Source organism: Streptomyces sp. NPDC102274, assembly GCF_044766385.1.
Classification (GTDB): domain Bacteria; phylum Actinomycetota; class Actinomycetes; order Streptomycetales; family Streptomycetaceae; genus Streptomyces.
The window spans coordinates 163,214-188,518 of the sequence record NZ_JBIWLW010000011.1 but is presented as its reverse complement, the minus strand read 5'-3'; the positions used below and the strand labels follow the sequence as shown (position 1 = coordinate 188,518).

The window sequence follows — 25,305 nt, the reverse complement described above, 5'->3', positions numbered from 1 at the left end:
CGGGGGTGGGGGGATTTACAGGCGGCGGCAGTCCGCCCGGCCCCCAAGGGCACGCCTTCGCAAAGTAGTCGGGTGCTACCGTCACCACAAGGCCACACGCACCAGGAATTCGTTCGGCAAAAGCGGCGGCGTGTCAGCCGATTTTCTTTACGCTTTCCGTTTCCACTGAAATGCGAATAACGGAACGGCGGTGCCCCGCCCGGCCCGTGACCCCCGGTGCGCTCCCCCTGTGTCCCTCTGCGCTCGTATGCGCATCGTCGGCGTCGGGCATTCCCTGGACGAGTCCGTTGACGGGGGAGGTCGCGATGCACGGACCGGCGATGTCCGGCTGGCTGCTCGTCGCGCTCTGCGCGGCGGCCGGGAGCTACTGTCTGCTCCGGTTGCGCGACAGCGTGGGCGACCAGCGCGGTTCGGTGGGCGGCGAGGCTCTGATGGGGTTCGGGATGGCGGCCATGGCGGTGCCCGCCGCCGTGCTGACTCCGCCCCGGTGGGTCTGGGCGGGGTACGTGGTGGTGTTCTGCGGCGCGGCGCTCCATACGCTCGTCCGGGCCGGCGGGGCGGGGCACCGGCTGCACCATCTGCTGGGGATGCTCGCGATGGTCTACATGGCCGGGGCCATGGCCGTCGCCCCGGCCGGGGCGCACGGCGCGCACACCGAGGGGGTGGCGGGCGCGGGGAGCGGGGCGCCGCTGATCACCGGTGTGCTGCTGGTCTACTACGCCGGGTATGTGCTGTGGGCGGGCGCCCGGCTGCTGCCCGTCCCGGCCACCGCGGGCCCCGAGGGCAGTGGCGGTGCCGCCCTGGCGGGCTGGGGCGAGCGGCCGGAGCTGGCGCTGGTCTGCCGGCTCTCCATGGGCATCGCGACGCTGGCGATGCTGCTCACGCTCTGATCGGAGCTGATCACGGTCGGTTCCGGCCGGTTCCGACCGGTCCCGGCCGGTCGGTCACATCCCTGCCGGTCACGGCCGGTCGGCCGCGGCCGGTCCGGCCGATCCCGGACGATCAGCGGCGCCCGCGCGGAAACGTGTCGTGGGTCACTTGCCAGGTCAGGACATATCCCTGAGTAGTGCGCCCCTCATACCCTGGTGACCATGATGGTCTCCCTGGCACTGCTGCTGCTCGGTGCGCTGGCCGCCGTCGTCGCCCCGCGGCTCCTGTCGCGCGCCGACTGGCCGGAGCGCGAGCCCGTGGTGGCGCTATGGGTGTGGCAGTGCGTCGTGGCGGCCGTGCTGCTGAGCTTCGCGCTCTCCATGACCTTCAGCGCCGCCGCCTCCTGGCTCCTCGTCCGTGGCCATGTCTTCGCGCCCGCCCCGCGCGGAGTGGTGGAGGCCTACGCCTTCGGTTCGCACGGTCCGTGGTCCGCCGTGCTGGCCGTGCTGCTGGCCGGCGGTGGCCTCTGGACGGCCGCGATGCTCACCCGCGAGATCCACCGGGCCCGCCGCCGCCGTCGGCAGCGCCGCAAGGAACTGCTCGTACGCTCCCCCGTGCTGCCCGGCGAGGAGCCGCGCGACGAGCCCCTCGTGGTCCTGGAGGGCGAGCGTCCCGGCGCGTGGTGGCTGCCGGGCGCCGCACCCCAACTGGTCATCACCACGGCCGCGCTGCGCCGCCTGAAGGGCCGTCAGCTCGACGCCGTACTCGCCCATGAGCAGGGCCACGCGCGCGCCAGGCACGACTGGCTGCTGCACTGCTCGTGCGCGCTGGCGAACGGATTCCCGCAGGTGCCGGTGTTCGCGGCGTTCCGCGACGAGATGCACCGGCTGGTCGAGCTGGCCGCCGACGATGTCGCCTCGCGGCGTTTCGGGCGGCTGACGATCGCGCTCGCGCTGGTCGAACTGAACGAGGACCGGGGGGTGTTCGGGCCGGGCACCGCCCCGGACGCCCAGCTGCCACAGCGGGTGAACCGGCTGCTGTCGCCCGAACCCCGGCTCACCGCGGGACGCCGGCTGCGGCTGACCGCGGCAGCGGCCGTGGTGCCGCTGGTGCCGCTGCTGGTCGCGTTCGTACCGGCTCTTCGCGCCCTCGGATAACCCGCGCCCTCGGATAACCCGCCCCCTCGGATAGCCGCCCGCGCGCCGTGTGCGCGAGGATCAACCCCATGCCCTCGCCCTCGGCCCCCGTGGCCTCGCCGCAGCCCCCGGCCCGTCCCCCGCTCGCCGGACTCACCGGACTCACCGGAGCGGGCGCGGTGGCCACGCTGCTGGCCGTCCTCTCCGTGGTGCTGACCGTCCTCGTCGTCGCGGAGTGGGATCCGCTGTTCTCCTTCGACCGGTGGGTCGCCGAGGAGTTGCACCACCGCGCGGTGGACGAGCCCGGCGCGACCTGGGTGAACCGGGTGCTCACCGACTGGGTCTGGGACCCCTGGACGATGCGGCTGCTGACCGCGGTGGCCGTGATCGCGCTGTGGCTGCGGCACGAGCGGCTGCTCGCGCTGTGGACGACCGGGACGGCGGCGGTGGGCGCGGCCGTCTCCCAGGGAGTGAAGGCCGCGGTCGGGCGTGAGCGCCCGCGGTGGCCCGACCCGGTCGACTCCGCGGATTTCGCGGCGTTCCCCTCCGGACACGCCATGACCGCCGCGGTGACCTGCGGGCTGCTGCTGTGGCTGGTACGCCGCCACGGGGCCGGGGGGTGGCCGTGGCGTACGGCGGTCGCCGTCGGGGCCGTATCGGTGGCCGGAGCGGGCTTCACCCGGCTGTGGCTGGGGGTGCACTGGGGTACGGACGTAATCAGCGGATGGCTGTTCGGTGGCTGTCTGGTCGCGTTCTCGGCCGCGGTGTACGGGCGCGTGACCTTGTCCAAGAAGCCGTGACCCGGCGAGGATCGTACGCATGACCTTCAAGGGTGTGCTCTTCGACTTCTCCGGAACCCTCTTCCGAATCGAATCCGCGAGTTCCTGGCTGCGTGCCGTGCTCGATGAGGCGGGCGTCGCCGTACCCCCCGACGAGGTACGCCGGTACGCGATGCGGCTGGCCGTGGCGGGCGCGCTGCCCGGTGGCTCCTCACCGGAGCGGGTACCGCCGGAACTGGCAGGACTGTGGGCCACCCGCGACGAGAGCGCCGAACGGCACCGCGCGGCGTACACCGGGCTCGCCCGGCAGGTGAAGCTGCCCAGCCCGGTCCTGTACGACGCGCTCTACGACCGTCATATGACGCCGGACGCCTGGCGTCCGTACACCGACGCCGCCGAGGTGCTCGGCACGCTGCGGCGCGAGGGCGTCGGGATCGCGGTGGTGAGCAATATCGGCTGGGATCTGCGGCCGGTCTTCCGCGCCCACGGCCTGGACGCGTTCGTCGACGCGTATGTGCTCTCGTACGAGCACGGCATCCAGAAGCCCGACCCCCGGCTCTTCCGGACCGCCTGCGAGCAGTTGGGGCAGGATCCGCACGATGTGCTGATGGTCGGCGACGACCGCCGGGCGGACGGCGGAGCCGCGGAGTTGGGCTGCTCGGTCCATTTCGTGGACCATCTGCCGGTCGAGGAGCGCCTGTCTGGACTGCGGCCCGTTATCGCTCTGGCGAGCCGGGGACCGTTGCGATAGACCCGTAAAAGAGCCGCGAACAAAGCCCCAAACGGGCGGCCCCGAGGCTCGAAACGGGCACCGGCGCGCCGTCCGGGCATGCCGAAGCCACCTGCCTTGGACGATCCCCCGCGTCGCCCAAGGCAGGCGGAAGCCCCGCTGACCAGGCCCGGAAGGGTCTGCGACGGGACGCACTGAGTATATTGGCTTAGAGCCAGTCAACGCAGGAGTAAAGCATGTCCCCGCGGAGCGCATCGGTCAATGAAGAGCTCCGTCGGCGTTCCCGGGAGCGATTGCTGCAGGCGACAGTGGAGTTGGTCGCCGAACGCGGTTACGAGGCCACGACGCTCGCCGACATCGCCGACCGGGCGGGTTCCGCGCGCGGTCTCGTCTCGTACTACTTCCCGGGGAAGCGACAGCTGCTGCAGTCCGCCGTGCACCGGCTGATGCACCGCACGCTCCAGGCGGCCCTGGAGCGCGAACCGGCCACGGACGACGGCCCGGAGCTGCTGGCACGGGCGATCGACGCCATTCTCGGGCTCACCGAGGACAGTCCCGTCCTGATGCGGACGCATATGGCCGGCATCCTGCAGGCCGAGGGGTTCGTGCAGTGCCCGGAACAGCAGCGGCTCGCGGGGCTGCTCCGGGAGACGGTGGAACGGTACGGCTCACAGGACCCGGAGAGCGACTATCCGCTGCTGCGCGCCCTGTTGATGGGCGCGGTCTTCGCCGTACTGATGCCGGGCGCGCCGATGCCGCTGCCGCGGCTGCGCGCCGAACTGTTCCAGCGCTACGGGCTGGAGTGGGAGCTCGGCGTTCCGCCGGGCGGCAGCCCGCCCGGCGGAACGAGTCAGGACATGATCCTTCAGTGGCCGGAGCGGTCGAAGTAGTCCGGCTGCGTCTGCACGTTGAGCTCGGACATCCGCACCCGCTTCGCGGGGTCGGTCAGGCGGTCGTCGAGCCTGAGCACATCGAAGCCCTTGACCATGTCGTTCGAGTAGATGTAGCCGTTGTAGTAGTAGGCGGACCAGGTGCCTCCGCCGACCATGGTCTCGGCCGAGATCGGACCGCGCTCGAAGTACGCGATCTCCTTCGGCTTCGAGGAGTTGGTGAAGTCCCAGACCGAGACTCCACCCTGGTACCAGGACTGGACCATGATGTCGCGGCCCTTGACCGGGATCAGCGAGCCGTTGTGGGCGACGCAGTTCTCGGTGTCCGCCTGGTAGCGAGGGATCTTGTAGTAGCTGCGGAAGACCAGCTCGCGCTTGTCACCCTTGCCGACGATGTCGTAGATGCCGTCGGCGCCCCTGTTCGGACCGATCTCGGCGTTGCAGGTGGCGGAGCCACCGCCGCCCAACTCGTCGGTGAAGACGACCTTGTTGGCCTCCTGGTTGAAGGTGGCCGAGTGCCAGAAGGCGAAGTTGACATTGTCCTGGACCTGGTCGATCACCTTGGGGTGCTCGGGGTCCTTGATGTCGAACAGGATGCCGTCACCCATGCAGGCTCCGGCGGCCAGGTCCTTCGAGGGCAGCACCGTGATGTCGTGGCAACCGGTGGTCGACGAGACGCCCGGGTTGGTGGGCCCTCCCGGGTTTCCGCCCTGGGGGAAGAGAACCGGGAAGTTCACGATCGCGGCCTTCTCAGGGGACTTCCGCGGCACCTTGATGACGGAGATACCGTCATGCGGCGGCTGGCAGTCCGGGAAGGACGCGCTGGGCGAGTACGACGAGACGTAGACGTAGACGTCCTTGCGCTCCGGCACCAGCGTGTGGGTGTGTGAACCGCACGCGGTCTCGACAGCGGCGACATACTTGGGGTTCCGCTTGTCGCTGATGTCGAAGATCTTCATGCCCTCCCAGGACGACTTCTCCGTGGCGGGCTGCGTCGTGCTGGTGCACGAGTTGTCGCTGCGCGAGGAGTCGGTGGAGAGGAAGAGGAGATCGCCGGAGACCGACACGTCGTTCTGCGATCCGGGACAGAGCACCTGCGAGACGGTCTTGGGGGACTTCGGGTTGCTGATGTCGAAGATCCGGAAACCGTCATAGTTGCCCGAGAAGGCGTACTTGCCCTGGAACGCGAGGTCCGAATTGGTCCCCTTGATCAGGTCTTTGGGCACATTGGCGAGATGACTGATGTTGGGGCTGTGGACGATCTCGTCCACGCCGGGTATCTCACCGTTCTGGATGGCCGACTTCACCTCGGCGGCCTGGCTGCTGGAGATCTCCTCCTTGGCCTGACGGTCACCGGGGTCGGGTGTGGCGACCGCCGGACCGGCTGCGAGCAGCGTGGCGAAGAGCCCGGCCGCGGCTGCTGCCACGCCCAGACGTCTGCGCCGCACTCGGGTGGTGTGCAACGAACTCACTGCGTCCTCCCTGTGTATCCCCGTTCAGAGATGAACGGGTCACGGACCTGGGCAGTATCGTCCCTCACATGTACATGGCAACAGATGGCAACGGAGATGTAATGAAAGTTTTTGATCACGGGTGGCCGGAAGCGTGCTAGGAAATGTCCACCACACCATGTGCCGTAGGAGGTCGCCGTGTTGATCCGCCACCGGAGCCCGCGTACTCGCCGGACCGTCGCCGCGGCGGCCGTCGCCGCCGCCGTACTCGCCCTGGGAGCCTGCGAATCGGGCGGCGACAAGGGTACGGACGCGGCAAAGACCAACGCGGACAAGGGCGCTGGGGTAGTGGCGCCCGGAAAGCCGGGCGAGCCCGCGAAGACGCTCTCCGCCGAGGAGGCGTTGAAGGCGGCGCCGGACAACACCCCCAACTCCGCTGACTTCACCTATGCGCAGATGATGATCGTGCATCATGGGCAGGCGCTGGACATGACCGAGCTCGTGCCGGAACGGGCGGACTCGGATCAGGTGAAGCGGCTCGCGTCACGGATCGCCGACGCGCAGAAGCCCGAGATCGGCATGATGGAAGCCTGGCTGAAGAACAACGGCGGGGCGAAGAAACACGAGGGCCATGACCACGGCACGATGCCCGGAATGGCCACCGAGGCCCAACTGACGCAGTTGCGGGCGGCGAAGGGCAAGGCCTTCGACGAGCTGTTCCTCAAACTGATGATCACTCACCACCAGGGAGCGATCACCATGGCCACCGAGGCGCTCTCGGAGGGCAACAACGTCCAGGTCGGGGAGATGGCGAACGATGTCATCTCGCAGCAGACGTCCGAGATGAACCGTATGCGCGCCATGTAAGGCGATAAACCGTGCATGAGGTCGCTGACGGTGCCAACGCCGCTGGTCAGCGCCGGTGGTGACGAGGGGTCAGATGACCTTCGTCGCGGGCGCCCGCGATCAGCTTCAGCGCCTTGCGGCGGCTGAACCCGGTGGCGGACATCACGGCGAGCACCGGGTCCTGGCCGGCCTGCTGGGCGGCGCGGTAGATCTCGGCGACGCCCCGCCGGGCGGCGCTGCCGCGCGGGAGGGACGGACGGGCCCGGTGCCGGCCGGACTGGTCCTGTTCCCGCGGGGCTTCCGGTGCGGCCGTCTGCGCGGCCGTCGGCTCGGGCTCCGGCTGCGCGGCCGGCGCCGGGGCGGGGTCCGGCACCGGCTCCTCGCGGGGCCGTTCGGCCGGCTGCTCGGCCGGCCCTTCCGCCATGAGCGGCGCGGGCCGCGGCGCGGGTTCGTACGCGGGCGCGGCGGGGCTGTACGCGGGCGCGGGCCCTGGCGCGTGGACAGGCCCTGCCGCGTGGGTGGGCCCGGATTCGGGTGCCGGGCCGGATTCAGCCGCGGACGGGGGCTCGAACCCGGGCTCGGTCTCCCCCGGTGCCACCGACCTCTCCGGCAGCGGCTGCGGTCCCCCGCCGTGGTCAGCGGCGAGCGGAGTGACCGGGGCGTCGGCGGGAACCACGCCGTCGACGGGCTGGGGCGCGGGCGGCCGGTGTCGGTCGGCGACCACCTGACAGGCGTTGTGGAGCGGCGCCTCGATCGCCTCGGCGAGCGCGGCGAAACCGTCCAGGGCGAGCGGCGGGTCGGCCTGCGCGTCCTCGATGGCGATCCGCCCGTCACGTACCACCGCGAGCACATCGATGCGCGCGCCGTCCGCGAAGGTCAGCCTGATATCGACCCAGGGGGGCAGGATCTCGCGCCGCGCGGCGCCGTCCCGGGGGTCCCCGGCGCCGGTGACGGTGCCGTGCCCCTGCACTTCCCAGACGGGCCATGGGTACGCGTCGTGCTCATGAGGTTCCTGGGCGGAAATCAATTTATGTTCCGACACATTCACAACTTAATCAGGCAATCCACCCTGGTTGTCATGGCGCGCACGTGCCGAGGCGTACGGCACCCTGTCGGCTCATCGGATCAGCCATGACCGGGCTCCGGATCAACCGCGAACGACCTCGGAACCAGCCGTGAACGACCTCGGGATCAACCGCGACGATCTCGGGATCAGCCGCCACCGAGCCGGGCCGCCTGCGCGGTGGCGGCGCCCAGAACGCTGTCGAGCAGGCCGGGGAAGAGACGGTCCAGATCCTCCCTGCGCAGTCCGCTCATCTTGGCCGTCCCCCGGTAGTTCTGCTCGATCACGCCGCTCTCGCGCAGCACCCGGAAGTGGTGGGTGGTGGTGGATTTACTGACGGGCAGCTCGAAGTGCGAACAGGACAGCTCGTCGTCCGCCACGGCCAGCTCGCGGACGATCCGCAGCCGCAGGGGGTCGGAGAGCGCGTGGAGCACGCCCTCCAGACGAATCTCGGCGCACGAGGGATGAGCGAGTTCACGTGTGCTGGTCGCGGCGGTCACGGCGGGGCTCCACTTCATCGCGTTCTTCGCGCTTCATCGACGAGATCTCATCGAGTGAGATCTCATTGTACGAGACTTATCGTAGTTTGACATTCGCCTTACTACGATGGGTACCGTACGAAGCGTTGGCGGGTCTCGCACCGAGGCGGCGGCCCGTCGGCCACGTACCGATCCCGCACGTTCCGAATGGAGTCCGCCGTGAGCGCACTGTTCGAGCCGTACACCCTGCGGTCCCTGACCATCCCCAACCGGGTCTGGATGGCTCCCATGTGCCAGTACTCCGCGGACGAGACCGGCCCGGACGCCGGTGTACCGAACGACTGGCACTTCTCCCATCTCGCGGCGCGCGCCGCCGGCGGCACCGGACTCATCCTCGTCGAGGCCACGGCCGTCAGCCCGGAGGGCCGTATCAGCCCCGCCGATCTCGGGATCTGGAACGACACGCAGGTCGAGGCGTTCCGCCGGATCACCCGCTTCCTCGCCTCGCAGGGCACCGTCGCCGGCATTCAGCTCGCTCACGCCGGGCGGAAGGCGTCGACCGACCGGCCGTGGAACGGTGGCGGTCCCGTCGGCACCGAGGCCCATGGATGGCAGCCGCTGGCGCCGAGCGCGGTGCCCTTCGCGGAGGGCCATCTGCTGCCCGCCGAACTGACCGTGGAGCAGATCAAGGAGATCGTCGGACAGTTCGCGGCGGCGGCGCGGCGGGCCAGGGAGGCCGGTTTCCGGATTGTCGAGGTGCATGGCGCGCACGGCTATCTGATCGGGGAGTTCCTCTCCCCGCACAGCAACCGGCGCACGGACACCTATGGTGGCTCGTTCGAGAACCGCGCGAGGTTCGGCCTGGAGGTCGTGGACGCCGTACGCGCCGAGTGGCCCGACGAGCTGCCGCTCTTCTTCCGGATCTCCGCCACCGACTGGCTGGACGAGGGGGGCTGGACCGTCGACGACACGGTGCGCCTCGCGGACGAGTTGCTGGCGCACGGCGTGGATCTGCTCGATGTGTCCAGTGGCGGCAACGCCGCGGACGTCCGTATTCCGGTCGGTCCCGGCTACCAGGTGCCTTTCGCGGCCCGGGTCCGGGCGGAGACGCGGCTGCCCGTCGCGGCGGTCGGTCTGATCACTCGGCCCGAGCAGGCCGAGAAGATCGTCGCCAACGGTGAGGCCGATGCCGTACTGCTCGGCAGGGAGCTGCTGCGCGACCCGTCCTGGGCCCGCCGCGCCGCCGGTGAGCTGGGCGGGCGCGTACACACCCCGCAGCAGTACCACCGGGCCGTCTGACCTGCGCGAACGCTCACTACAGGAGCCGTTGTCAGTGGTCGGGTGCAGACTGACCCGTATCCCGAGACAACGGCGTCCTGGAGGTATCGGCGATGTCCGACGTACTGCTCACGGTGGGCACCCGCAAGGGGCTCTTCATCGGCCGCAAGCGTGGCGGCCGCTGGGATTTCGACGGCCCGTGGTTCAACGCGCAGGCGGTCTACTCGATCGGTATCGATACGCGCCGAGCGGTGCCGCGGCTGCTGGTCGGCGGCGACAGCGCGCACTGGGGCCCGTCCGTGTTCCACTCGGACGATCTCGGGGCGAGCTGGACGGAGCCGACGAGACCGGCGGTGCGCTTCCCCAAAGACACGGGCGCCTCCCTGGAGCGGGTCTGGCAGCTGCATCCGGCCTGCCCCGAGGCCCCGGACGTGGTGTACGCGGGGACGGAACCCGCCGCTCTGTTCCGGTCCGACGACGGCGGCGAGACCTTCGAGCTGGTCCGGCCGCTGTGGGAGCACCCGACCCGGTCGCGCTGGGTGCCGGGCGGCGGCGGTGAGGCCGTGCACACGGTGGTGACGGACCGACGGGATCCGGACGCGGTGACGGTCGCGGTGTCCACGGCCGGGGTGTTCCGCTCGCGGGACGGCGGCGGGAGCTGGGCGCCGTCCAACCGGGGGGTGTCGGCGGTCTTCCTGCCCGATCCCTATCCGGAGTTCGGCCAGTGCGTCCACAAGATCGCGCAGGACGCGGCCGATCCCGACCGGCTGTATCTGCAGAACCACTGGGGTGTGTTCCGCAGTGATGACGCGGGCGCCCGGTGGAGCGACATCGGCGCGGGTCTGCCGTCCGACTTCGGCTTCGCGGTCGCCGCGCATCCGCACCACGCGGATGTGGCCTATGTGTTCCCGATCAGCGCCGACGCGGACCGCGTCCCCGCCGAGCGCCGCTGCCGGGTGTTCCGTACGGAGAACGCGGGCGGCGACTGGGAGCCGCTGTCGGCCGGGCTGCCCGAGGGGGACCATTTCGGCACGGTGCTCCGTGACGCGATGTGTACGGACGGCTCCGATCCGGCCGGGGTGTACTTCGGCAACCGCAACGGCGAGGTGTACGCGAGCGCGGACGACGGGGACAGCTGGGCGCTGCTCGCCTCGCATCTGCCGGATGTGCTCTGTGTCCGCGCGGTCACCCTGCCCGGGTGAGCCCGGTGGAGACCGGGCCGGGCAAATGCCGTCCGCCGGTGGCGGGTTCACGAGTGTGTGCGGAAGCGCGCCGCGCGCACCAGTAGAGTGGCACCCCGTGGCAGCACGACCGTTGAACGAAATCGTCGAGCCCGGATGGGCGGATGCGCTGGGCCCCGTGGCCGGACGCATCGCCGAGATGGGTGACTTCCTGCGTATGGAGATCGCCGCCGGGCGCACGTACTTGCCGGCCGGACCGAATGTGCTGCGTGCTTTCCAGCAGCCGTTCGACGAGGTGCGGGTCCTGATCGTGGGACAGGATCCGTATCCGACCCCCGGGCACGCAGTGGGGCTGAGCTTCTCGGTGGCACCCGAGGTGCGGCCCCTGCCCGGCAGTCTGGAGAACATCTTCCGGGAGGCGCATACGGATCTGGGGCTTCCGCGCCCCTCCAACGGCGATCTGACGCCCTGGACGCGGCAGGGGGTACTGCTGCTCAACAGGGCGCTCACGACAGCGCCCCGCAAGCCCGCCGCGCACCGCGGCAAGGGCTGGGAGGAAGTGACCGAGCAGGCCATTCGCGCTCTGGTCGCGCGCGGCAAGCCGATGGTCTCCATCCTGTGGGGGCGTGACGCCCGTAACTGCCGCCCGATGCTCGGGGACTACCCGGCCGTCGAATCGGCCCATCCCTCCCCCATGTCGGCGGACCGCGGCTTCTTCGGCTCGCGTCCGTTCAGCCGGGCCAATGACCTGCTGATCGGCCAGGGGGCGCAGCCGGTGGACTGGCAGCTGCCATGAGACGGACGCCCGCGTGAGCCGGCTGGGGCCGATGAGCCCGGTGCGTCGATGAGCCGGGTATGCCGATGAGCAGGGTGTGTCCATGAGCTGGGTGTGTCGATGAGCTGGGTGCTGGGCGTGGACTCGGGCGGCTCGGGGCTGCGGTTCGCGCTCGGCTCGACCGCTTCCGACGGGTCGGCGGGCGTGACGACGGTCGCGACCACCGCCTCCACCGAGCCGATGCGCACGGGCCCCTCGGGTATCGACGCCGGGCAGTTGCTCGACCGGCTCCTGCCCGCGGTGGACGCCCTGCTGGTGGACGCGGACGCGGGTCCGGGCGACCTGTCCGCCGTCGCGATCGGCGCCGCCGGGATGGCGACGCTCGGCGACGGACTGCGTGCCGTGCTGCCCGCGGCGCTGGAGCGCTCCCTCGGTGTGCGGCGGCTGGCGCTCGCGGCGGACGCGGTCACCGCGTACGCGGGAGCGCTCGGCCAGCGTCCCGGCGCGGTCGTCGCGGCCGGTACGGGCATGATCGCCCTGGGCACGGATCTGACCCGCTGGCAGCGCGCGGACGGCTGGGGTCATTTGCTGGGTGACTGCGGCGGCGGCGCCTGGATCGGCCGGGCGGGACTGGAAGCGGCCATGCGGGCATACGACGGACGGCGCGGTGGATCGCCCGCACTGCTGTCCAGAATGGAAGCGGTTTTCGGGCCCGCTCCCGGGCTGCCCGGACTGCTCTATCCGCGTACCGACCGGCCCGCGGTACTCGCCTCGTTCGCGCCGGAGGTGGCCCGTTGCGCGGCCGGCGATCCGATCGCGGAGAGCATCGTCTCGACGGCCGCGCGGTATATCGCGGAGGCCGCCGCGGCGGTCTGCCCACCGTCGGGTGCGTGCGAAGTCGCCCTCACGGGAGGGCTGTTCGGCCTCGGCGACCCACTGCTCGTCCCCCTGCGCGCCGAGCTGGCCGGTCAACTGCCGCACGCCACGACCGTGTCCGCCGCGGCCGATCCGCTCGGCGGGGCGCTGCTCATCGCGGGGGCGCTCGCCACGGACGCGCTCCGGCTGCCGCACGACGCGCGCCTGCTGAACGTCCTGACAGAACAGGATGGATGAGCAGAAAAACACCTAACGGATAAATAGGGACAGATGGTTCGCGACCGCCCCCTCCCCGAACAGCCGCGCCCACAAAACCAGTAGCATTCGACGCCATGAGCACCCCCACTGGGCCCGCATCCGGCCTGCCTGTACGAATGCCGCGACCCCGTCAGTCGGGGCGCCACCGCCGCCCCGAACCGGTCGCGGCTCCCGAAGGTGCGGCCGCACTTGTCGTCGCCGTGCCCGGCACGCCCTCGGCCGCCGTCCGCGGTCTGGCCGAAGAGGTCGTCAGTATCGCCCGCTCCGAGCTGCCCGGCCTCGACGCCGTCATCGGCTTCCTGGACGGCGACGACTCCGAGTACCCCACGCTGCAGAGCGTCCTGGCCGGGACCGCCGCGCTGCGTATCGAGCGCTATGAGCTGGCGAAGGCGGCGGGCCGCGAGGTGGCGGAGCCCGAGGGTCCGGCCGCCGTCGTCGTACCGCTGCTCGCGGGACCGGACAGTGGGCTGGTCACGCGGATAGGTCAGGCCATCGCGGACAGCGGCGCCACCGCGGAGCTGACCGATGTCCTCGGTCCGCATCCGCTGCTCGCCGAAGGTCTGCACGTACGCCTGTCGGAGGCCGGTCTGGCCCGCGCCGACCGCGCCAGGCTCTTCACGGTCGCCACGGCGGCCGACGGGATCATCCTGGCCACAGTGGGGGGCAAGGAAGCGGTGCAGACCGCGGGGATCACCGGAATGCTGCTGGCCGCGCGCCTCGCCGTACCGGTCATGGCCGCCGCGCTGGACGAGGAGGGCTCGATCCCGGCCGTGGCCCAGGAGCTGCGCGAGGCCGGTTCGACCCAGCTCGCGCTCGCCCCGTATCTGGTCGGCCCCGAGCTGCCCGAGGGCCTGCTCGAAGCGGCGCTCAAGGAGGCGGACTGTGCCGCCGCCGAGCCGCTGGGCGCGTACCCGGCGATCGGGAAACTGGTGCTGTCGAAGTACACGGCGGCGCTGGGCATCCCCGCACAGCCGCAGGGGACACCGACGCACTGACCCACCCGTACCGGCCACGCGCCGCACGCCCCTGAGTACGGGAGCACAGCCCGCCCGTACCCATGGAAAGGGCCCGCCCCGGATCTCTCCGGCGCGGGCCCTTCCGCGTCCGTACGACCGAGTCCGCCCGTACGGGTGGATTCGCTCGTGCCGGTCGGTCAGCCGAAGACCACGCAGGAGGCGGCGGGGGCCGCCAGGGAACCGGCGCGCACCGGAATGCCCGTCTCCGGATCAACGTCGAACCAGGTCACATCGCCGGAGTGCTCATTCGCGGCATAGAGACGACCGCCCGTCGGGTCCAGCGCGAGATCGCGCGGCCAGCGCCCGCCGCAGTCCACCGTGGTGACCAGTTCGGCCTTCTCGTATGTCGCGTCGAGCGCGAGGACGGCGATGCTGTCGTGGCCGCGGACCGCCGCCCAGACGAACCGTCCGTCGTGGGACACGACCACCTCGGAGCCGAAGCCCTCGGCATCCACGCCGTCGGGCAGGACAGGGACTTCGCCGACCGGTTCGAGCTGCCCCCGCTCGGCGTCCCAGAGGCAGAGGGTGAGCGTCGGCTCCAGCTCGTTGAGCACATACGCGTGGCCGCCGCCCGGATGGAAGGCGAGATGGCGCGGTCCGGAGCCGGGGCGCAGCGGGATCTCGGTGTGCGGTACCAGCTCGCCGACGCCGGCGTCGAGGGTGCTGATCCGGACGGAGTCGGTGCCGAGGTCGGTGGTGAGGATCCACCGGCCGGTCGGATCGGTCAGCACCTGGTGCGCGTGGGGTCCGCGCTGGCGGTCCGGGTGCGGCCCGGAGCCCTCGTGGCTGGTCACGCCGCTCGCCGGCCGGGGAGCGCCGTCGGCGCCGACGGGCAGCACCGTGACGCTGCCGGAACTGTAGTTGGCGGTCAGCAGATGCCCGGCGGTGAGGGTGAGATGGGTGGGGTCGGCGCCGCCGACCGGTACGGGCTCCGCCAGCAGCCGCGGCGCCCCGTCCCCGGCCTCCGCCGCCGCTGTCCTGAACGCCGCCGCCGCGCCTTCCCCGGTCTCGGAGACCGCGTAGAGCACGGATCCGTCCGGGGCGGGCGCGAGATAGGACGGATTGGCGACGGCGTCGGTGACTCCGCGCTCCGTCAGCGCTCCCGTCTCCGGGTCCACGGTGACGGCGGTGATCCCGCGGCCCCCCGCGGAGGTGAACGATCCGATGAAGGCCCGTCCGTCGTTCCTGCCGCTCACTGTCTGTCCCCTCTTCGGCTGATCTCTTCGCCCGGTCGCGTCGGCTGGTCGCGTCGGCTGGTCCCGTCCCAGGACCGCGCAGGCCACCGCTCCCCCGGCGTCCGGGGCCGACGGTAGCAGGGGGTCTCGACCGATCAGCCGGCCCGGTGGACCCGTTCCGGGCCTGCTCCGGGCCCTTCTCCGGCAGCTCAGACGGGGACGACGGCACGGCTACGGGCTACGGGCTATGGGCTACGGGCTACGGCCACGGCCGGTCAACGACGCCGTCCCGCCCGGCTCACCGTCCCTCCTGACCGGCCGCTCCCGCGCCGGCGAGCTCGTCGAGGTACCGCGCGACCGGGCCGAGGCTGAGCAGGCCGCTGCCCGCTCCCGCCAACTCCGCTGCCGCCGGGGTCAGTTCGCGGTGCGCGCGCCGCATGGTCTCCCGGTCTCCGAGGGCGACGGCCGCCCGCGCGGTGAGACACCACAGGGCCTCGAACAGCAGGTCGGGGGGCGGGTCCTGGCTCTCGCGCAGTGCTGTCACGGCCGCGTCGCGGCGGTCCTGGGCGAGCAGCACCAGCGGGCGGGCCCATGGCTCGTACGGTCCCCAGTCGATGTGCTCGTCGGTCGGGGCCGGCCGGCCGTGCCGCGCCCGCAGACACAGCAGCGCGAGCGGCAGCAGGCCGCGTTCCAGGCCGGGCATGCCGGCTCCGTCGAGGCGCGCCGCGGCGTCCCGATAGGCCGCCTCCACCTCGGCCGTCGGCGCCCGGCCGGTCTCGGCGAGCCGCAGCGCGCGGTACCACTGGGTGAAGACGCCCACGAGCGGCAGCTCATGGCGCTCGGCCAGCCGGTCGGCTGCGGCGGCGTGCCCGTCGGCTCCCGGGAAGTCGGCGAGCGCGCCACGCGCCTGGAGGCGGATGAGGTGTCCGAGGACCTCGTAGGTGACCAGATCGTGGCGGGCGGCCAGCGCGACCAGTTCGGCGCCGATTTCGTCCCGGCGCGGGGCCAGACCCGCGCGGTGGAAGGTCTGCATGAACACGCCGTTGAGCGCGAAGGCCAGCAGTGCGGGATCGTCCAGGCGGCGTGCGATCAGCTCCGCCTGCCGGGCGGCCCGGAGGCCGCGTACCGTGCGGGTGCTCCCCGCTCGACGAGGGGCATGGGGCGGGGTGCCGCGCGACTCCAGCGCGATCGTGGTGAGCAGCCGGGCCCGCGCCCCCTCGTGGCCGCCAGGAGGGAGCGCGGTCAGGGTGCGCTCGGCCGCGGCCACGACGGTCGCCGACTGCTCCGGGTCGTCCGCGCGCGTCCAGATCGCGGGGACGTCGTACGCGCCGATCACCCGGGCGGTCAGGGCCGGGTCGCCCAGCTCCTCCGCCGCCGCGATGGCCGCCATCCGGTGCAGGCGGGCCGCCTCCAGGCCACCGCCCCCGGTCACCGCGAGACCGCGCAGCAGGCCCACCGTCGACTCCAGGCGGGCACGGGCACCGGAGGCGACGGTACGGTCGTAGGCGGCTGCCGCCCGCGCCCACACCTGTCCCGCCGCCCCGTCCCCGGGGCCGCCCGGCCCGGCCGAGGGGGCGAGGTGAGGGGCGTGGGCGAGGATGTCCGCTTCCAGACGGCGCAGCCCCGGGCCCGGGTCCACGCCCAGCTGCTCCACCAGAAGCGCGCGTGCCCGGCGTAGCACCGCGAGCGCGTCGCCCTGTCGGCCGGTCCGGTAGAGCGCGAGTGCCAGCAGCCGCCAGGCGTCCTCGCGCCAAGGGTGTTCGGCGACATGCGCGTCCAGATCCGGCACCGCCTCGGCCGCCAGTCCCAGGGACAACAGGGCCTCGGCCCGCCGCTCGACGGCGTGCAGCCGCAGCTCGGCCAGCCGGGAGCGCTCGGCGCGGGCCCAGGCCGCGTCGGCGAACTCCGCGTACGCGGGCCCTCGCCACCACCCCAGCGCCTCTTCCAGCCGCGCCAGCGCGTCCCTGGGCGGCAGCGTCGCGGCGGCGGTCACCGCCCGCTCGAAGCGCCAGGCGTCCACCCCGTCCGAATCCGCGCGCAGCGCGTACCCCGGCCCCTCCGTGACCAGCAGCCGGGCCGGGGTACGGGGCGGGCGCTCCGGCTCCAGCGCGCGGCGCAGCGCGGCCACGAAGGTGCGTACGGCCCCCACCGCGCCCGGGGGCGGATCCGCCCACAGATCCTCGACCAGGCGGGTGACCGGGACGACGCGGCGGCGGGCGACGATCAGCCGGGCCAGCACCGCGCGGTGCCGCGGCCCCTTCAGCGCGATCGCGCCCCCGGCACCGTCCCAGGCCGTCACCGGCCCCAGCACCCCGAACCGGACCCGCACCCGTGACCACTCCTTCTCCCGGGCGTGGCTTCGCCCCCGACCACGCTATAGCGCGCTGATCGGATGCTCATTCGCGCCCGGCAGGCTGAAGGCACCTGTTCACACCGGTCGACCGAGTCAACGCGGCCGACCGGATCACGGAAAGAGGCGGAACCATGACGCCTGCCATCGCCGGCTTCGACTACCGGCGCGTTCCCGTCGCCGACGGCGTGTCACTGAACGCGGCCGTCGCGGGCACGGGCCGTCCGGTCGTGCTGCTGCACGGCTTCCCCCAGACCCATCTGATGTGGCGGCACGTCGCCGCCGACCTCGCGGCCGACCACACCGTGATCTGCCCCGACCTGCGCGGCTACGGTGCCAGCGACAAACCGGCCGAGGCCGGCGGCGCCACCTACTCCAAGCGCACCATGGCCGCCGACATCGTCGCCCTCGCCCGCGAGCTGGGGCATGAGCGCTTCGCGCTGGCCGGGCACGACCGGGGCGCGCTGGTCGCCTTCCGCGCCGCACTCGACCACCCCTCGGTGATCACCCACCTGGCCTGCCTCGATGTGCTGCCGACCCTGGACATGTGGGAGGTGATGCACGGCACCACCGCGGCCGTCGGCTTCCACCTCTATCTGATGGCCCAGCCGCCGGGCCTGCCCGAGCAGATGATCACCGCCTGCGCGGACGCCTTCTTCGGCCACTTCCTGGACAGCTGGACCAAGGACCCGCGGGCGATCCCCGCTGACATCCGCGCCGCGTATCTGGACGCCTGCCGCGCCGCGGTGCCCTCGATCGTCGCCGACTACCGCGCCTCCGCGGGCGCCGACGTCGACCACGACCGTGCGGACCGGGACGCGGGCAACCGGCTGCGGATGCCGGTCGCCGCCCTCCAGCAGGACTGGGGCGCGGCCCTCGGCTACGACGCCCAGGCCCTGTGGCGGGCGTGGGCCGCCGATCTGCGCCATGTCTCCGTCACCTACGGCCACTTCATGGCCGAGGAAGCCCCCGCCGACATCGCCGAGGCCCTGCGCGACCTGCTCGCCCGCTGAGGAGGCGAGGGCCGGGACGACGGCGCCCTCGGCCGGGCGGCGAGATGCCGTCGACGAGCGGGGGCACGGGGGCACGGGGCCGCCGAAGGGTGCCGCCGGAAAACGGTGCCGCCGTGCCCGGCTGCCGACTGCCGGGCACGGCGGGCACGGCGGCGCTACCGCACGCGCGCCACTCCGACGTAGAAGCCGCTCTCCTCGCGCTCCGGCGCCGCCGTGTCCCGGTACCACTCGGGCGCCCTGACCAGGCCCGGGTCCAGGAGGTCGGTCCCCTCGAAGAACCGCTCCACCTCGGCACGGTTGCGGGGGCACAGGGAGATGCCGCCCTTCCGGTACGTCCCGGTGACTTTGCTCGCCTGCTCGGGATCGAGGAAATCGGCGGTGCCGTGCGACACGATCAGGACGCTGCCGGAGGGGAGCGCGTCCACCAGGGTGCGGGCGATGCCGTACGGGTCGTCCTCGTCCGGGACGAAGTGCAGCAGCGCGATGAGCGACAGGGCCACGGGACGGCTGAAATCCAGGAACGCACGGGCGTGTTCGAGGATCTCCTCCGGCCGGCGGACATCCGCCTCCAGGTAGTCGGTGGCCCCCTGCGGACCGCTGACGAGCAGAGCCTCCGCGTGGCGTAGAACAATCGGGTCGTTGTCGGTGTAGACGATCCGGGACGCCGGGACGATCCCCTGCACGACCTGGTGCAGATTCGGTTCGGTGGGGATACCCGTACCGATGTCGAGGTACTGATCGATACCCTCGCGAGCCGCCCAGGCTACCGCGCGGTGCATGAACTCCCGGTTGATCTGGGCGCCGCGCTGCGCGCCCGAAGCCAGTTTCTCCGCCATCTCACGGTCGACGGGGTAGTGGTCCTTGCCACCAAGAAAATAGTCATAGACACGAGCCGGGTGCGGCTTACTCGTGTCGATTTGGGGCTTGGGCCTGCCGACCGTCACGGGGACGCTCCTGTATGAGGGGTGGCGGAGATAGGGACGGATGGTGCGGTACCCGCGCGTGTGTGCGGGCGAACTGACAGCCTATGGGACGAAGTTGGCGGCTCTCCATCGCGATATACCTTTGTGCGGGGCGAGTTGGCTGGTCCCGCTCGGCCCCCGCCCGGCGACTCACCCCGACGGCCGGCCGGAACCGCGGCGTCAGCCGGGCACAGATCGCGGCGGCGTGGCTGAGGTACGACCCTGTTGTCGTCGCACCCCTGGTGGCCAGGATCGGCATCGGGCCGGCCGGCTCCTGACAGACGGGAGACCGGCGGACGGGGGCCGAACTCCCGGCACACAATCACACCGGCCTCAACCACTCCGGGTCCACCGCACAACCACTCCGAAGAGTGATCGCGCGTCGGTTATCGCCGTCCCCGAGGTTTCACCCGGGGTGAGTACTGCCAGAGATCAGGTGACTACTTACCGTAGAGACGAGGAACAGTGTTGGCCCGGAACAAGGACGACGGCTCCCACACCCTGCTGAGCATGCTGCACAACTCGCTGACCGACACGCGCAGGGAGCTGCGGGCGTCCCTCGCCGAGGGGTTCGACCGGCTCCGGATGGCGGGCGACGAGGCGCACCGGGCCACCCAGGAGGCCATCGCCTCCGGGCTGAATGAGCTGCGTACGGAGCTCCGGGAGACGAGGGAGGGCCTGGCGCGCGGCAGGGACGAGCTGGGGCAGACCGTCGAGACCGCGGTGGAGATCCTGCAGGACGAGGTCCAGCAGGTGAAGGAGGCGGTCGAGGGTCTCCGCCCCGGGTCGGCCGGTGACCCGTCCCTGCCCTTCGGGACGCCCGGCGGACCATTGTTGCCGCCCGGGGCGCCGGGTGTGGCCGGTATGCCCGGGGTTCCGGGTATGCCGAGCGTTCCCAGCCAGCGCGAGGAGGACGACGCCCGGACCGTACTCTCGGGGCCGCCCGAGCCGTCGGCAGCGCCCGAGCTCTCACCCGAGCTGTCGCCCGAATCTTCGCCGCCGCCCGAGCACGGAGCGCTGTCCGAGCCTTCGGTACTCCCCGGGAGCATCCTGTCGGAGGGGTCCTGGCCAGGGCTGACGGAACGGGTGACGCCCTCACTCCTGGGCGTGCTGCGCCAGGAGTTCGGCCCGTTGCTGGAGCACCTCGAAGAGACCCGTGGCGAGCTGGCGGCGGTCCGTGCGGACATCACCGCGCTGACCTCCCGCATGGACGACGCGGAGGAGTCGCGGCACACGGACCGGGACCCCGCGCGACAGGTAGCGCCCATGAATCCCGTGATTCCCGCGCATCCCGCGCATCCCGCGACTTCAGCGAACCCCGCGACTTCAGCGATCTCCGTGACCCCCGTGACCCCCGTGACCGAGGAGCACGGTGAGCTGCTGAAGCGCGCCGCCCGGGTGTCGTCGGCGTCCCTGGTCTGCCACCGCGACATCTGGGAGTTCATCACCGGCCAGGCGGGCCGTCACTCCCACTTCCGGATGCCTCCGCGGATCACCGACCGGGGCGACGACCGGATCGCCGCCGCGCTGTCCGGCCGCTCGCTGATCGCCGTGCTGATCTCCCTGTTCACCACCGGGCAGACCACGGACGCGGGTGATGGTGACTGGGCGCTGGCCACCACCCTGTACGAACGCATCGGCACCGGTCTGGACACCCTCGCCGCCACGGGCGCCACCGTCACCATCACGCTGGACGACCGTGACCCCGGCGGCGGAGACGGCGACGCCGACGGCAGCGGCGGCGGCGGCAGCGAAGTGACCGAGGGGATCAGCTTGCCTTCGCCCTCGTCGCCCGAAGGCCCCGGGCTGATGGCCCAGGCCGGTCCCACGTAACGGGGCCATTGGTACAGGCGCGGGCCGTACACCGCCGACGGCAGCGGGCCGGCGGCGGACGACGACGATGGACGCACACGACACCCGCATCCTGGGGACCGTCCGGGGGACGCTCCAGGCCGGACGGACTGGCTGGAACGCGAGAGAGTGATCACCGGCTGCTGCCGCTGGTCGAGTCGGTGGGCCGGGCCGTCGGTGAGCGACGCCGACGGAGCGCTTGGCATGCTGGAGCGTATGAGCACTTCCCCAACACTTGCGGTCATCTTCGATCTCGACGGAACACTCATCGACAGCGAGCCCCATTACTACGAGGCCGGACGGCTGCTCCTGGCCCAGTACGGAGTGTCCGGCTACAGCTGGGAGCACCACAGCCGGTTCATCGGGATCGGCACCCGCGAGACGCTGGAGGCGCTGCGCGCGGAGTACGGGATCGACGTGCCGGTGGACACCCTGCTCGCCGAGAAGAACCGGCTCTATCTGGAGCGGGTGCGCACCTCGACGGAGGCGTTCCCGCAGATGCGGAAGCTGGTGGAACGGCTGCACACCGAGGGCGTACCCATGGCCGTGGCGTCCGGATCGTCCGGGGTTGCCATCGATCTGGCGCTCGCCGTCACCGGACTCGACGGGTATTTCGCCACGACTGTTTCGGCCGAGGAGGTCGCGCGCGGCAAGCCGGAGCCGGATGTCTTCCTGGAGGCGGCGCGTCGGCTGGGAGCCGAACCCGCCCGCTGCGTGGTGCTTGAGGACGCCTCGCCCGGTGTGACGGCCGCGCGGGCCGCCGGGATGCGATGTGTCGCGGTCCCCTGTGCCCCCGCGCCCGGCGCGCCGCTCGATCCGGCGTTCGGTACGGCGGGGCTGCTCTTCCCCGGCGGACAGAGCGAGTTCACGGCGCAGGCCGCGTACGCGTGGATCGTCGGGGAGTAAGGCCCGCTGACCCCACTGCCTTCGCCGACTCCGCTGATTCCGCTGGTCCCACTGCCTTCGCCGACTCCGCTGGTCCTGCTGGTCCTGCTGGTCCCGTTGATCGCCTGGCGGACTGCGCGCCGTCGGCCGACGCACCGAACCGGCACCACCGACCCGGGCCTCGGGTCTCAGCTCCGGTCCGCCATATCGCCGTTGAGCAGCGCGACGCCGAGCGGGGTGATGGTGTGCTGCACCTTGTTGAAGGTACGCAGGGTGGTGATCAGACCGGCCGTGCGCAGGACCGAAGTGTGCTGGCTGGCCGCCGCCGAGGAGATCCCGACGCTCTCGCCGACCTCGGTGGTGGTGCAGCTGCTGGTGACGGCCTCCAGGACCGACGCGCGCGTACGCCCCACCAGCGCGTGCAGGGCGTGGTCGGTGCCGCCCTTGGATTCCCACAGCGAGTCGGCCCATTCGGGGTTGGCCCGGGTGGGGTAGATCAACGTCACCGGGCGCCCGTCGGATCCGCCGCCGGAGAGCACCGGGGGCCGACCCGCGAGGAAGAGTGAGGGCGCCAGCGCGAGGCCGCCCGACTCCAGCTTCAAGTCGTCGCCGTTCCCCGGGACTTCGAGGATCGGGGCGTCCCAGCGGATGGCCGGATGGAGGGTGGAGAGCAGTTTGCCGACTCCGTCACTGAGCATGATCTGACCGCGCGCGGTGCGATCGGCGTGCAGCCGTTTGGAGATGGCTTTCCAGTACGGGGCTATCGCGATGCGGTGGAACTCCTCGAGATCCTGGACGACCTGGGGTCTCTCCCGGGAGTCGGACAGCTCCACGAGGCCGCCGTCCTCCGTGGCGCTACGCGCGTCAAGTCCCAGCCTTCGCACTACTTGGTCGATGTCCGGGATGGGACGGACCACTTGGGCGAGCCTCACCAGGGCGCGGATATTGCCGGAGTTGCCCAGCTTCTTGCGCCATGGCTTGAACACCGGTCCGCCGCCGCCCAGGCTCAGTTCCTCCAGGGCGAAGAGAGACTCGCGTACTTGATCGACCTGCGGAAGAACTCTGGTTTGCGACAGGCTCTCAGGCGTAAAATATATGCGACGCATACTCCCCCGCAGGATGCGTGCGCACTGTCGACCCGGACTCGGATTCACCGGCGACGAGCCGCTCCCACCGTTTCAACTCGCAAGTGCCGTCTCCGGGTCCTTCGAGTCGGAGAAGTTCAGGGACTTGGCGAGGATCTTCTCGCACGCGTCTCCGCGGCTCTTGGCGTTCTCCGGCCCTTCGCACGCGGCCATACCGAGCACCGCCGGTACGACGACGAGAGCGGCGAGCACCGCCCTGACCGTGGTCCGCCGCGGTCCGCGCCGCCGCCGCTCCGGGCCGGGGTCACGACCGGCGCGCGTGCCGCCGATGGCTGTCCTCTGGGCTGTGTCCGCCATGGAAGTGCTCCCACTCGTGCCCGTCGTATCGCGGTCGAGCCGCGCCGTCTGCCTCCATCGTGTCGGTCGCCAGGGTTCAGGTCAGTACACCGCGTACCCGGACCGGGGTGGGACCTGCACCACCATCACGGGTTCAGCGCGCCGCGTGGACGCCCTGACCCCCGTCCCCAGCAGGGAAGTTACGTCCAGGCTTAAAGGCGTGCCGCAACGCCGCCCGGCGGTGGGACCATGCGGCCATGTCCCGGCCCCGACCCCATCCAGACCCCGGCGAAGGTGACTTATCGTGTCTCAGAACCGACCTTCCGCACCTCGGCGCGCACCACGCTGGGTGGTGTCCTCCACCGCGGCCCGCGGCGGAGCTACGACTCTTCTGCTTCCCGTACGCCGGCGGCGGCTCCAGCATCTTCCGGTCCTGGGCAGGCCACTTGGACGGGAGTGTGGAGGTGTGTCCGGTACTGCTCCCCGGCCGTGAGGAGCGGTACAGCGAGCCGCCGCTCACCCGGGTGACGGATCTGGTGCCGCTGCTGGCCGACCGGCTGGCCGGCTGGTTCGACAAGCCGTTCGCGTTCTTCGGCCACAGCATGGGCGGAGAGATCGCGTTCGCGCTCGCCGACTATCTGTGCGCGCGGGGGCCGGTACGCCCCGGACATGTCTTCGTCTCGGGATGCGTACCGCTCCCGGGCCCCGTCCAGCGGCATACGCTGCCCGACCCCGAACTGCTGTCGGAGATACGGGAGATGAACGGAGCTCCGGCGGAGTTCCTGAACACCCCCGAGCTGATCGAACTGATGCTGCCCACACTGCGGGCGGACTTCACCCTGGCGGAGACCGCGCTGCCGGACCCCGCCGCGGTGCTTCCGGTGCCGCTGACCGCCTTCGCCGGTACGGACGATCCGGAAGCCGGTCCACGGCAGGTCAAGGCGTGGTCGCGCCATGCCGGCGGGCCGTTCGAGATGCACGAGCTGGCGGGCGATCACTTCTTCCTGCATGACGCGGGCCCGCTGCTGGACATCGTCGGACGGGTGCTCAGCTCGGGCTCGGGTCGGCGCAACCCGGGCTGAGGTCCGCACAGTCCTGGCCCGGGTCCGTACAGTCCCGGCCCGGGTCCACATAGTCCCGGCCCGGGTCCGGGCAGCTACGGCCGGAGCGCTCCAGACAGTCGCTGATCACCTCGGGACCGGCCCCGGCGACCATGTCGACGACGCCCCCGTCCCGCAGGAACACCACGGCGTCGGCGCACGCGGCCACCGCCGGCGCCGAGGTCGACATCACCGCCGCGACGCCATGCCCCAGCACGGCCTGGCGCAGCGCCACGCAGGACTCCTCCGACGCCTCGTCGGCGAGCAGCAGACGCGGCCCGAGCGCGACCGCCGCCGCGACGGAGCCCGCCCCGCCGGGCTCGGGCACCCAGGACACCAGCGGACGGCTCCCGTCCCCGCTCCCGGGCCCGCGCCGCACCACACCGGAGGATGGCTGGATCTCTCCGGAAAGACACTTCAGCAGCGTGGTCTTACCGGGGCTGCCCTCGCCCATTACCGCGAGAAACACCCCTTCTCTCACGACCAGACTGACATTCCGCAAGGCATAAACGACCCGGGGTCTCGTGTCGTAAACCTTCGTAACGTTTTCGAGGGCGACAACTTCGGACACGCGTTCGGCTGATGGACTCGAATCCACGTGCATCATCGAAACTCTCCCCTTTATCGCGCTATCACGGAGAAATGAACCGCCCCCCGCACCCGCCCGCCGGCGCATCACATGCAGCGAAGGTACCGAGGGCGAGCAAGCCGGAACAGGGGGGTCCACAAGCGAATTGAGGGTACAGCTAACCCACCCAAGGACGTAGTGCGGGCACCCGTGACAGCGTGAAGGAGTCGAATTACCGGCACTATCAGCCACGCGCCATTCCCCACTCAACCTTTCACCCCGCGCGACACGTCTGAGAAAAGCCCCCCATACCGCGATGTGCTCGCCGCCCACGGGGAGCGGCCGACCGCTC

24 protein-coding genes are annotated in these 25,305 nt (G+C 71.4%); 15 read left to right on the top strand and 9 right to left on the bottom strand.

All coding sequences use genetic code 11. The features are described 5' to 3' along the window. Positions 1-305: 305 nt before the first annotated feature. The 5 genes from ACIRQP_RS17810 (at position 306) to ACIRQP_RS17790 (ending at position 4,405) form a co-directional block, all read left to right on the top strand. On the top strand, positions 306-890 hold the full coding sequence (locus ACIRQP_RS17810; RefSeq protein ID WP_403890450.1) for a DUF5134 domain-containing protein: 585 nt from the start codon (positions 306-308) through the stop codon (positions 888-890). Positions 891-1,091: 201 nt separating this feature from the next. Then, entirely contained in the window at positions 1,092-2,027 is a 936-nt protein-coding gene (locus ACIRQP_RS17805; protein WP_403890446.1) for a M56 family metallopeptidase, read from the top strand. A 68-nt stretch (positions 2,028-2,095) separates the two neighbouring features. Next, a complete protein-coding gene (locus ACIRQP_RS17800; protein WP_403890443.1) occupies positions 2,096-2,806 on the top strand; it encodes a phosphatase PAP2 family protein in 711 nt (236 codons plus the stop codon). Positions 2,807-2,825: 19 nt separating this feature from the next. Beyond that, a complete protein-coding gene (locus ACIRQP_RS17795; protein WP_403890440.1) occupies positions 2,826-3,536 on the top strand; it encodes an HAD family hydrolase in 711 nt (236 codons plus the stop codon). Positions 3,537-3,751: 215 nt separating this feature from the next. Then, positions 3,752-4,405 (top strand): TetR/AcrR family transcriptional regulator, encoded by a 654-nt coding sequence (locus tag ACIRQP_RS17790; protein ID WP_403890437.1) that lies wholly within the window; start codon positions 3,752-3,754, stop codon positions 4,403-4,405. Here the strand turns inward: ACIRQP_RS17790 and ACIRQP_RS17785 are convergent. Continuing rightward, positions 4,381-5,877, bottom strand: coding sequence for an LVIVD repeat-containing protein (locus ACIRQP_RS17785; RefSeq protein WP_403890434.1), 1,497 nt, complete (start codon positions 5,875-5,877; stop codon positions 4,381-4,383). The two genes, ACIRQP_RS17790 and ACIRQP_RS17785, sit on opposite strands and share 25 nt — an antisense overlap. 177 nt (positions 5,878-6,054) lie before the next feature. Between ACIRQP_RS17785 and ACIRQP_RS17780 the strand changes: the two genes are divergently transcribed. Then, positions 6,055-6,723, top strand: coding sequence for a DUF305 domain-containing protein (locus ACIRQP_RS17780; RefSeq protein ID WP_403890432.1), 669 nt, complete (start codon positions 6,055-6,057; stop codon positions 6,721-6,723). Between the two features lie 46 nt (positions 6,724-6,769). Here ACIRQP_RS17780 and ACIRQP_RS17775 read toward each other — a convergent pair whose 3' ends face one another. Continuing rightward, a complete protein-coding gene (locus ACIRQP_RS17775) occupies positions 6,770-7,744 on the bottom strand; it encodes a DUF6214 family protein (RefSeq protein WP_403890429.1) in 975 nt (324 codons plus the stop codon). A gap of 170 nt (positions 7,745-7,914) precedes the next feature. After that, the gene (locus tag ACIRQP_RS17770; RefSeq protein ID WP_403890426.1) at positions 7,915-8,283 is read right to left on the bottom strand and encodes an ArsR/SmtB family transcription factor; all 369 of its coding nucleotides are present in this window, start codon (positions 8,281-8,283) and stop codon (positions 7,915-7,917) included. A 180-nt stretch (positions 8,284-8,463) separates the two neighbouring features. Between ACIRQP_RS17770 and ACIRQP_RS17765 the strand changes: the two genes are divergently transcribed. The 5 genes from ACIRQP_RS17765 (at position 8,464) to ACIRQP_RS17745 (ending at position 13,607) form a co-directional block, all read left to right on the top strand. Further along, on the top strand, positions 8,464-9,543 hold the full coding sequence (locus tag ACIRQP_RS17765; RefSeq protein ID WP_403890423.1) for an NADH:flavin oxidoreductase/NADH oxidase: 1,080 nt from the start codon (positions 8,464-8,466) through the stop codon (positions 9,541-9,543). A gap of 92 nt (positions 9,544-9,635) precedes the next feature. Then, on the top strand, positions 9,636-10,724 hold the full coding sequence (locus ACIRQP_RS17760; RefSeq protein ID WP_403890420.1) for a WD40/YVTN/BNR-like repeat-containing protein: 1,089 nt from the start codon (positions 9,636-9,638) through the stop codon (positions 10,722-10,724). Between the two features lie 97 nt (positions 10,725-10,821). Continuing rightward, entirely contained in the window at positions 10,822-11,499 is a 678-nt protein-coding gene (locus ACIRQP_RS17755) for a uracil-DNA glycosylase (RefSeq protein ID WP_403890417.1), read from the top strand. Positions 11,500-11,598: 99 nt separating this feature from the next. Continuing rightward, positions 11,599-12,591 (top strand): N-acetylglucosamine kinase, encoded by a 993-nt coding sequence (locus tag ACIRQP_RS17750; protein WP_403890415.1) that lies wholly within the window; start codon positions 11,599-11,601, stop codon positions 12,589-12,591. Positions 12,592-12,686: 95 nt separating this feature from the next. Further along, a complete protein-coding gene (locus ACIRQP_RS17745; RefSeq protein ID WP_403890412.1) occupies positions 12,687-13,607 on the top strand; it encodes a sirohydrochlorin chelatase in 921 nt (306 codons plus the stop codon). 158 nt (positions 13,608-13,765) lie between these two features. On the opposite strand, the gene ACIRQP_RS17740 is transcribed toward ACIRQP_RS17745, so the two are convergent. Continuing rightward, on the bottom strand, positions 13,766-14,824 hold the full coding sequence (locus ACIRQP_RS17740) for a lactonase family protein (protein ID WP_403890409.1): 1,059 nt from the start codon (positions 14,822-14,824) through the stop codon (positions 13,766-13,768). A gap of 277 nt (positions 14,825-15,101) precedes the next feature. Then, positions 15,102-17,132: a BTAD domain-containing putative transcriptional regulator gene (locus ACIRQP_RS17735; protein WP_403890406.1), complete on the bottom strand. Its 2,031-nt coding sequence runs from the start codon at positions 17,130-17,132 to the stop codon at positions 15,102-15,104. A 155-nt stretch (positions 17,133-17,287) separates the two neighbouring features. Between ACIRQP_RS17735 and ACIRQP_RS17730 the strand changes: the two genes are divergently transcribed. Continuing rightward, positions 17,288-18,166: an alpha/beta fold hydrolase gene (locus tag ACIRQP_RS17730; protein WP_403890403.1), complete on the top strand. Its 879-nt coding sequence runs from the start codon at positions 17,288-17,290 to the stop codon at positions 18,164-18,166. A gap of 155 nt (positions 18,167-18,321) precedes the next feature. Here ACIRQP_RS17730 and ACIRQP_RS17725 read toward each other — a convergent pair whose 3' ends face one another. Beyond that, a complete protein-coding gene (locus tag ACIRQP_RS17725; RefSeq protein ID WP_403890401.1) occupies positions 18,322-19,110 on the bottom strand; it encodes an SAM-dependent methyltransferase in 789 nt (262 codons plus the stop codon). Between the two features lie 486 nt (positions 19,111-19,596). On the opposite strand from ACIRQP_RS17725, the gene ACIRQP_RS17720 reads away from it, so the two are divergent. Next, positions 19,597-20,961 (top strand): hypothetical protein, encoded by a 1,365-nt coding sequence (locus tag ACIRQP_RS17720; protein WP_403890399.1) that lies wholly within the window; start codon positions 19,597-19,599, stop codon positions 20,959-20,961. Between the two features lie 234 nt (positions 20,962-21,195). Further along, positions 21,196-21,885, top strand: coding sequence for an HAD family hydrolase (locus tag ACIRQP_RS17715; RefSeq protein WP_403890396.1), 690 nt, complete (start codon positions 21,196-21,198; stop codon positions 21,883-21,885). A 167-nt stretch (positions 21,886-22,052) separates the two neighbouring features. Here ACIRQP_RS17715 and ACIRQP_RS17710 read toward each other — a convergent pair whose 3' ends face one another. Together ACIRQP_RS17710 and ACIRQP_RS17705 are read right to left on the bottom strand one after the other, a co-directional pair. After that, positions 22,053-22,970 carry an ArsR/SmtB family transcription factor gene (locus ACIRQP_RS17710; RefSeq protein ID WP_403890393.1) on the bottom strand — a complete coding sequence of 306 codons (918 nt, stop codon included), beginning with the start codon at positions 22,968-22,970 and terminating at the stop codon, positions 22,053-22,055. Positions 22,971-23,042: 72 nt separating this feature from the next. After that, the gene (locus ACIRQP_RS17705) at positions 23,043-23,306 is read right to left on the bottom strand and encodes a hypothetical protein (RefSeq protein WP_403890390.1); all 264 of its coding nucleotides are present in this window, start codon (positions 23,304-23,306) and stop codon (positions 23,043-23,045) included. A gap of 236 nt (positions 23,307-23,542) precedes the next feature. On the opposite strand from ACIRQP_RS17705, the gene ACIRQP_RS17700 reads away from it, so the two are divergent. Then, a complete protein-coding gene (locus ACIRQP_RS17700; protein ID WP_403890388.1) occupies positions 23,543-24,367 on the top strand; it encodes a thioesterase II family protein in 825 nt (274 codons plus the stop codon). Here ACIRQP_RS17700 and ACIRQP_RS17695 read toward each other — a convergent pair. Next, positions 24,333-24,989: an ATP-binding cassette domain-containing protein gene (locus tag ACIRQP_RS17695; protein WP_403890670.1), complete on the bottom strand. Its 657-nt coding sequence runs from the start codon at positions 24,987-24,989 to the stop codon at positions 24,333-24,335. The two genes, ACIRQP_RS17700 and ACIRQP_RS17695, sit on opposite strands and share 35 nt — an antisense overlap. Positions 24,990-25,305 lie beyond the last annotated feature (316 nt).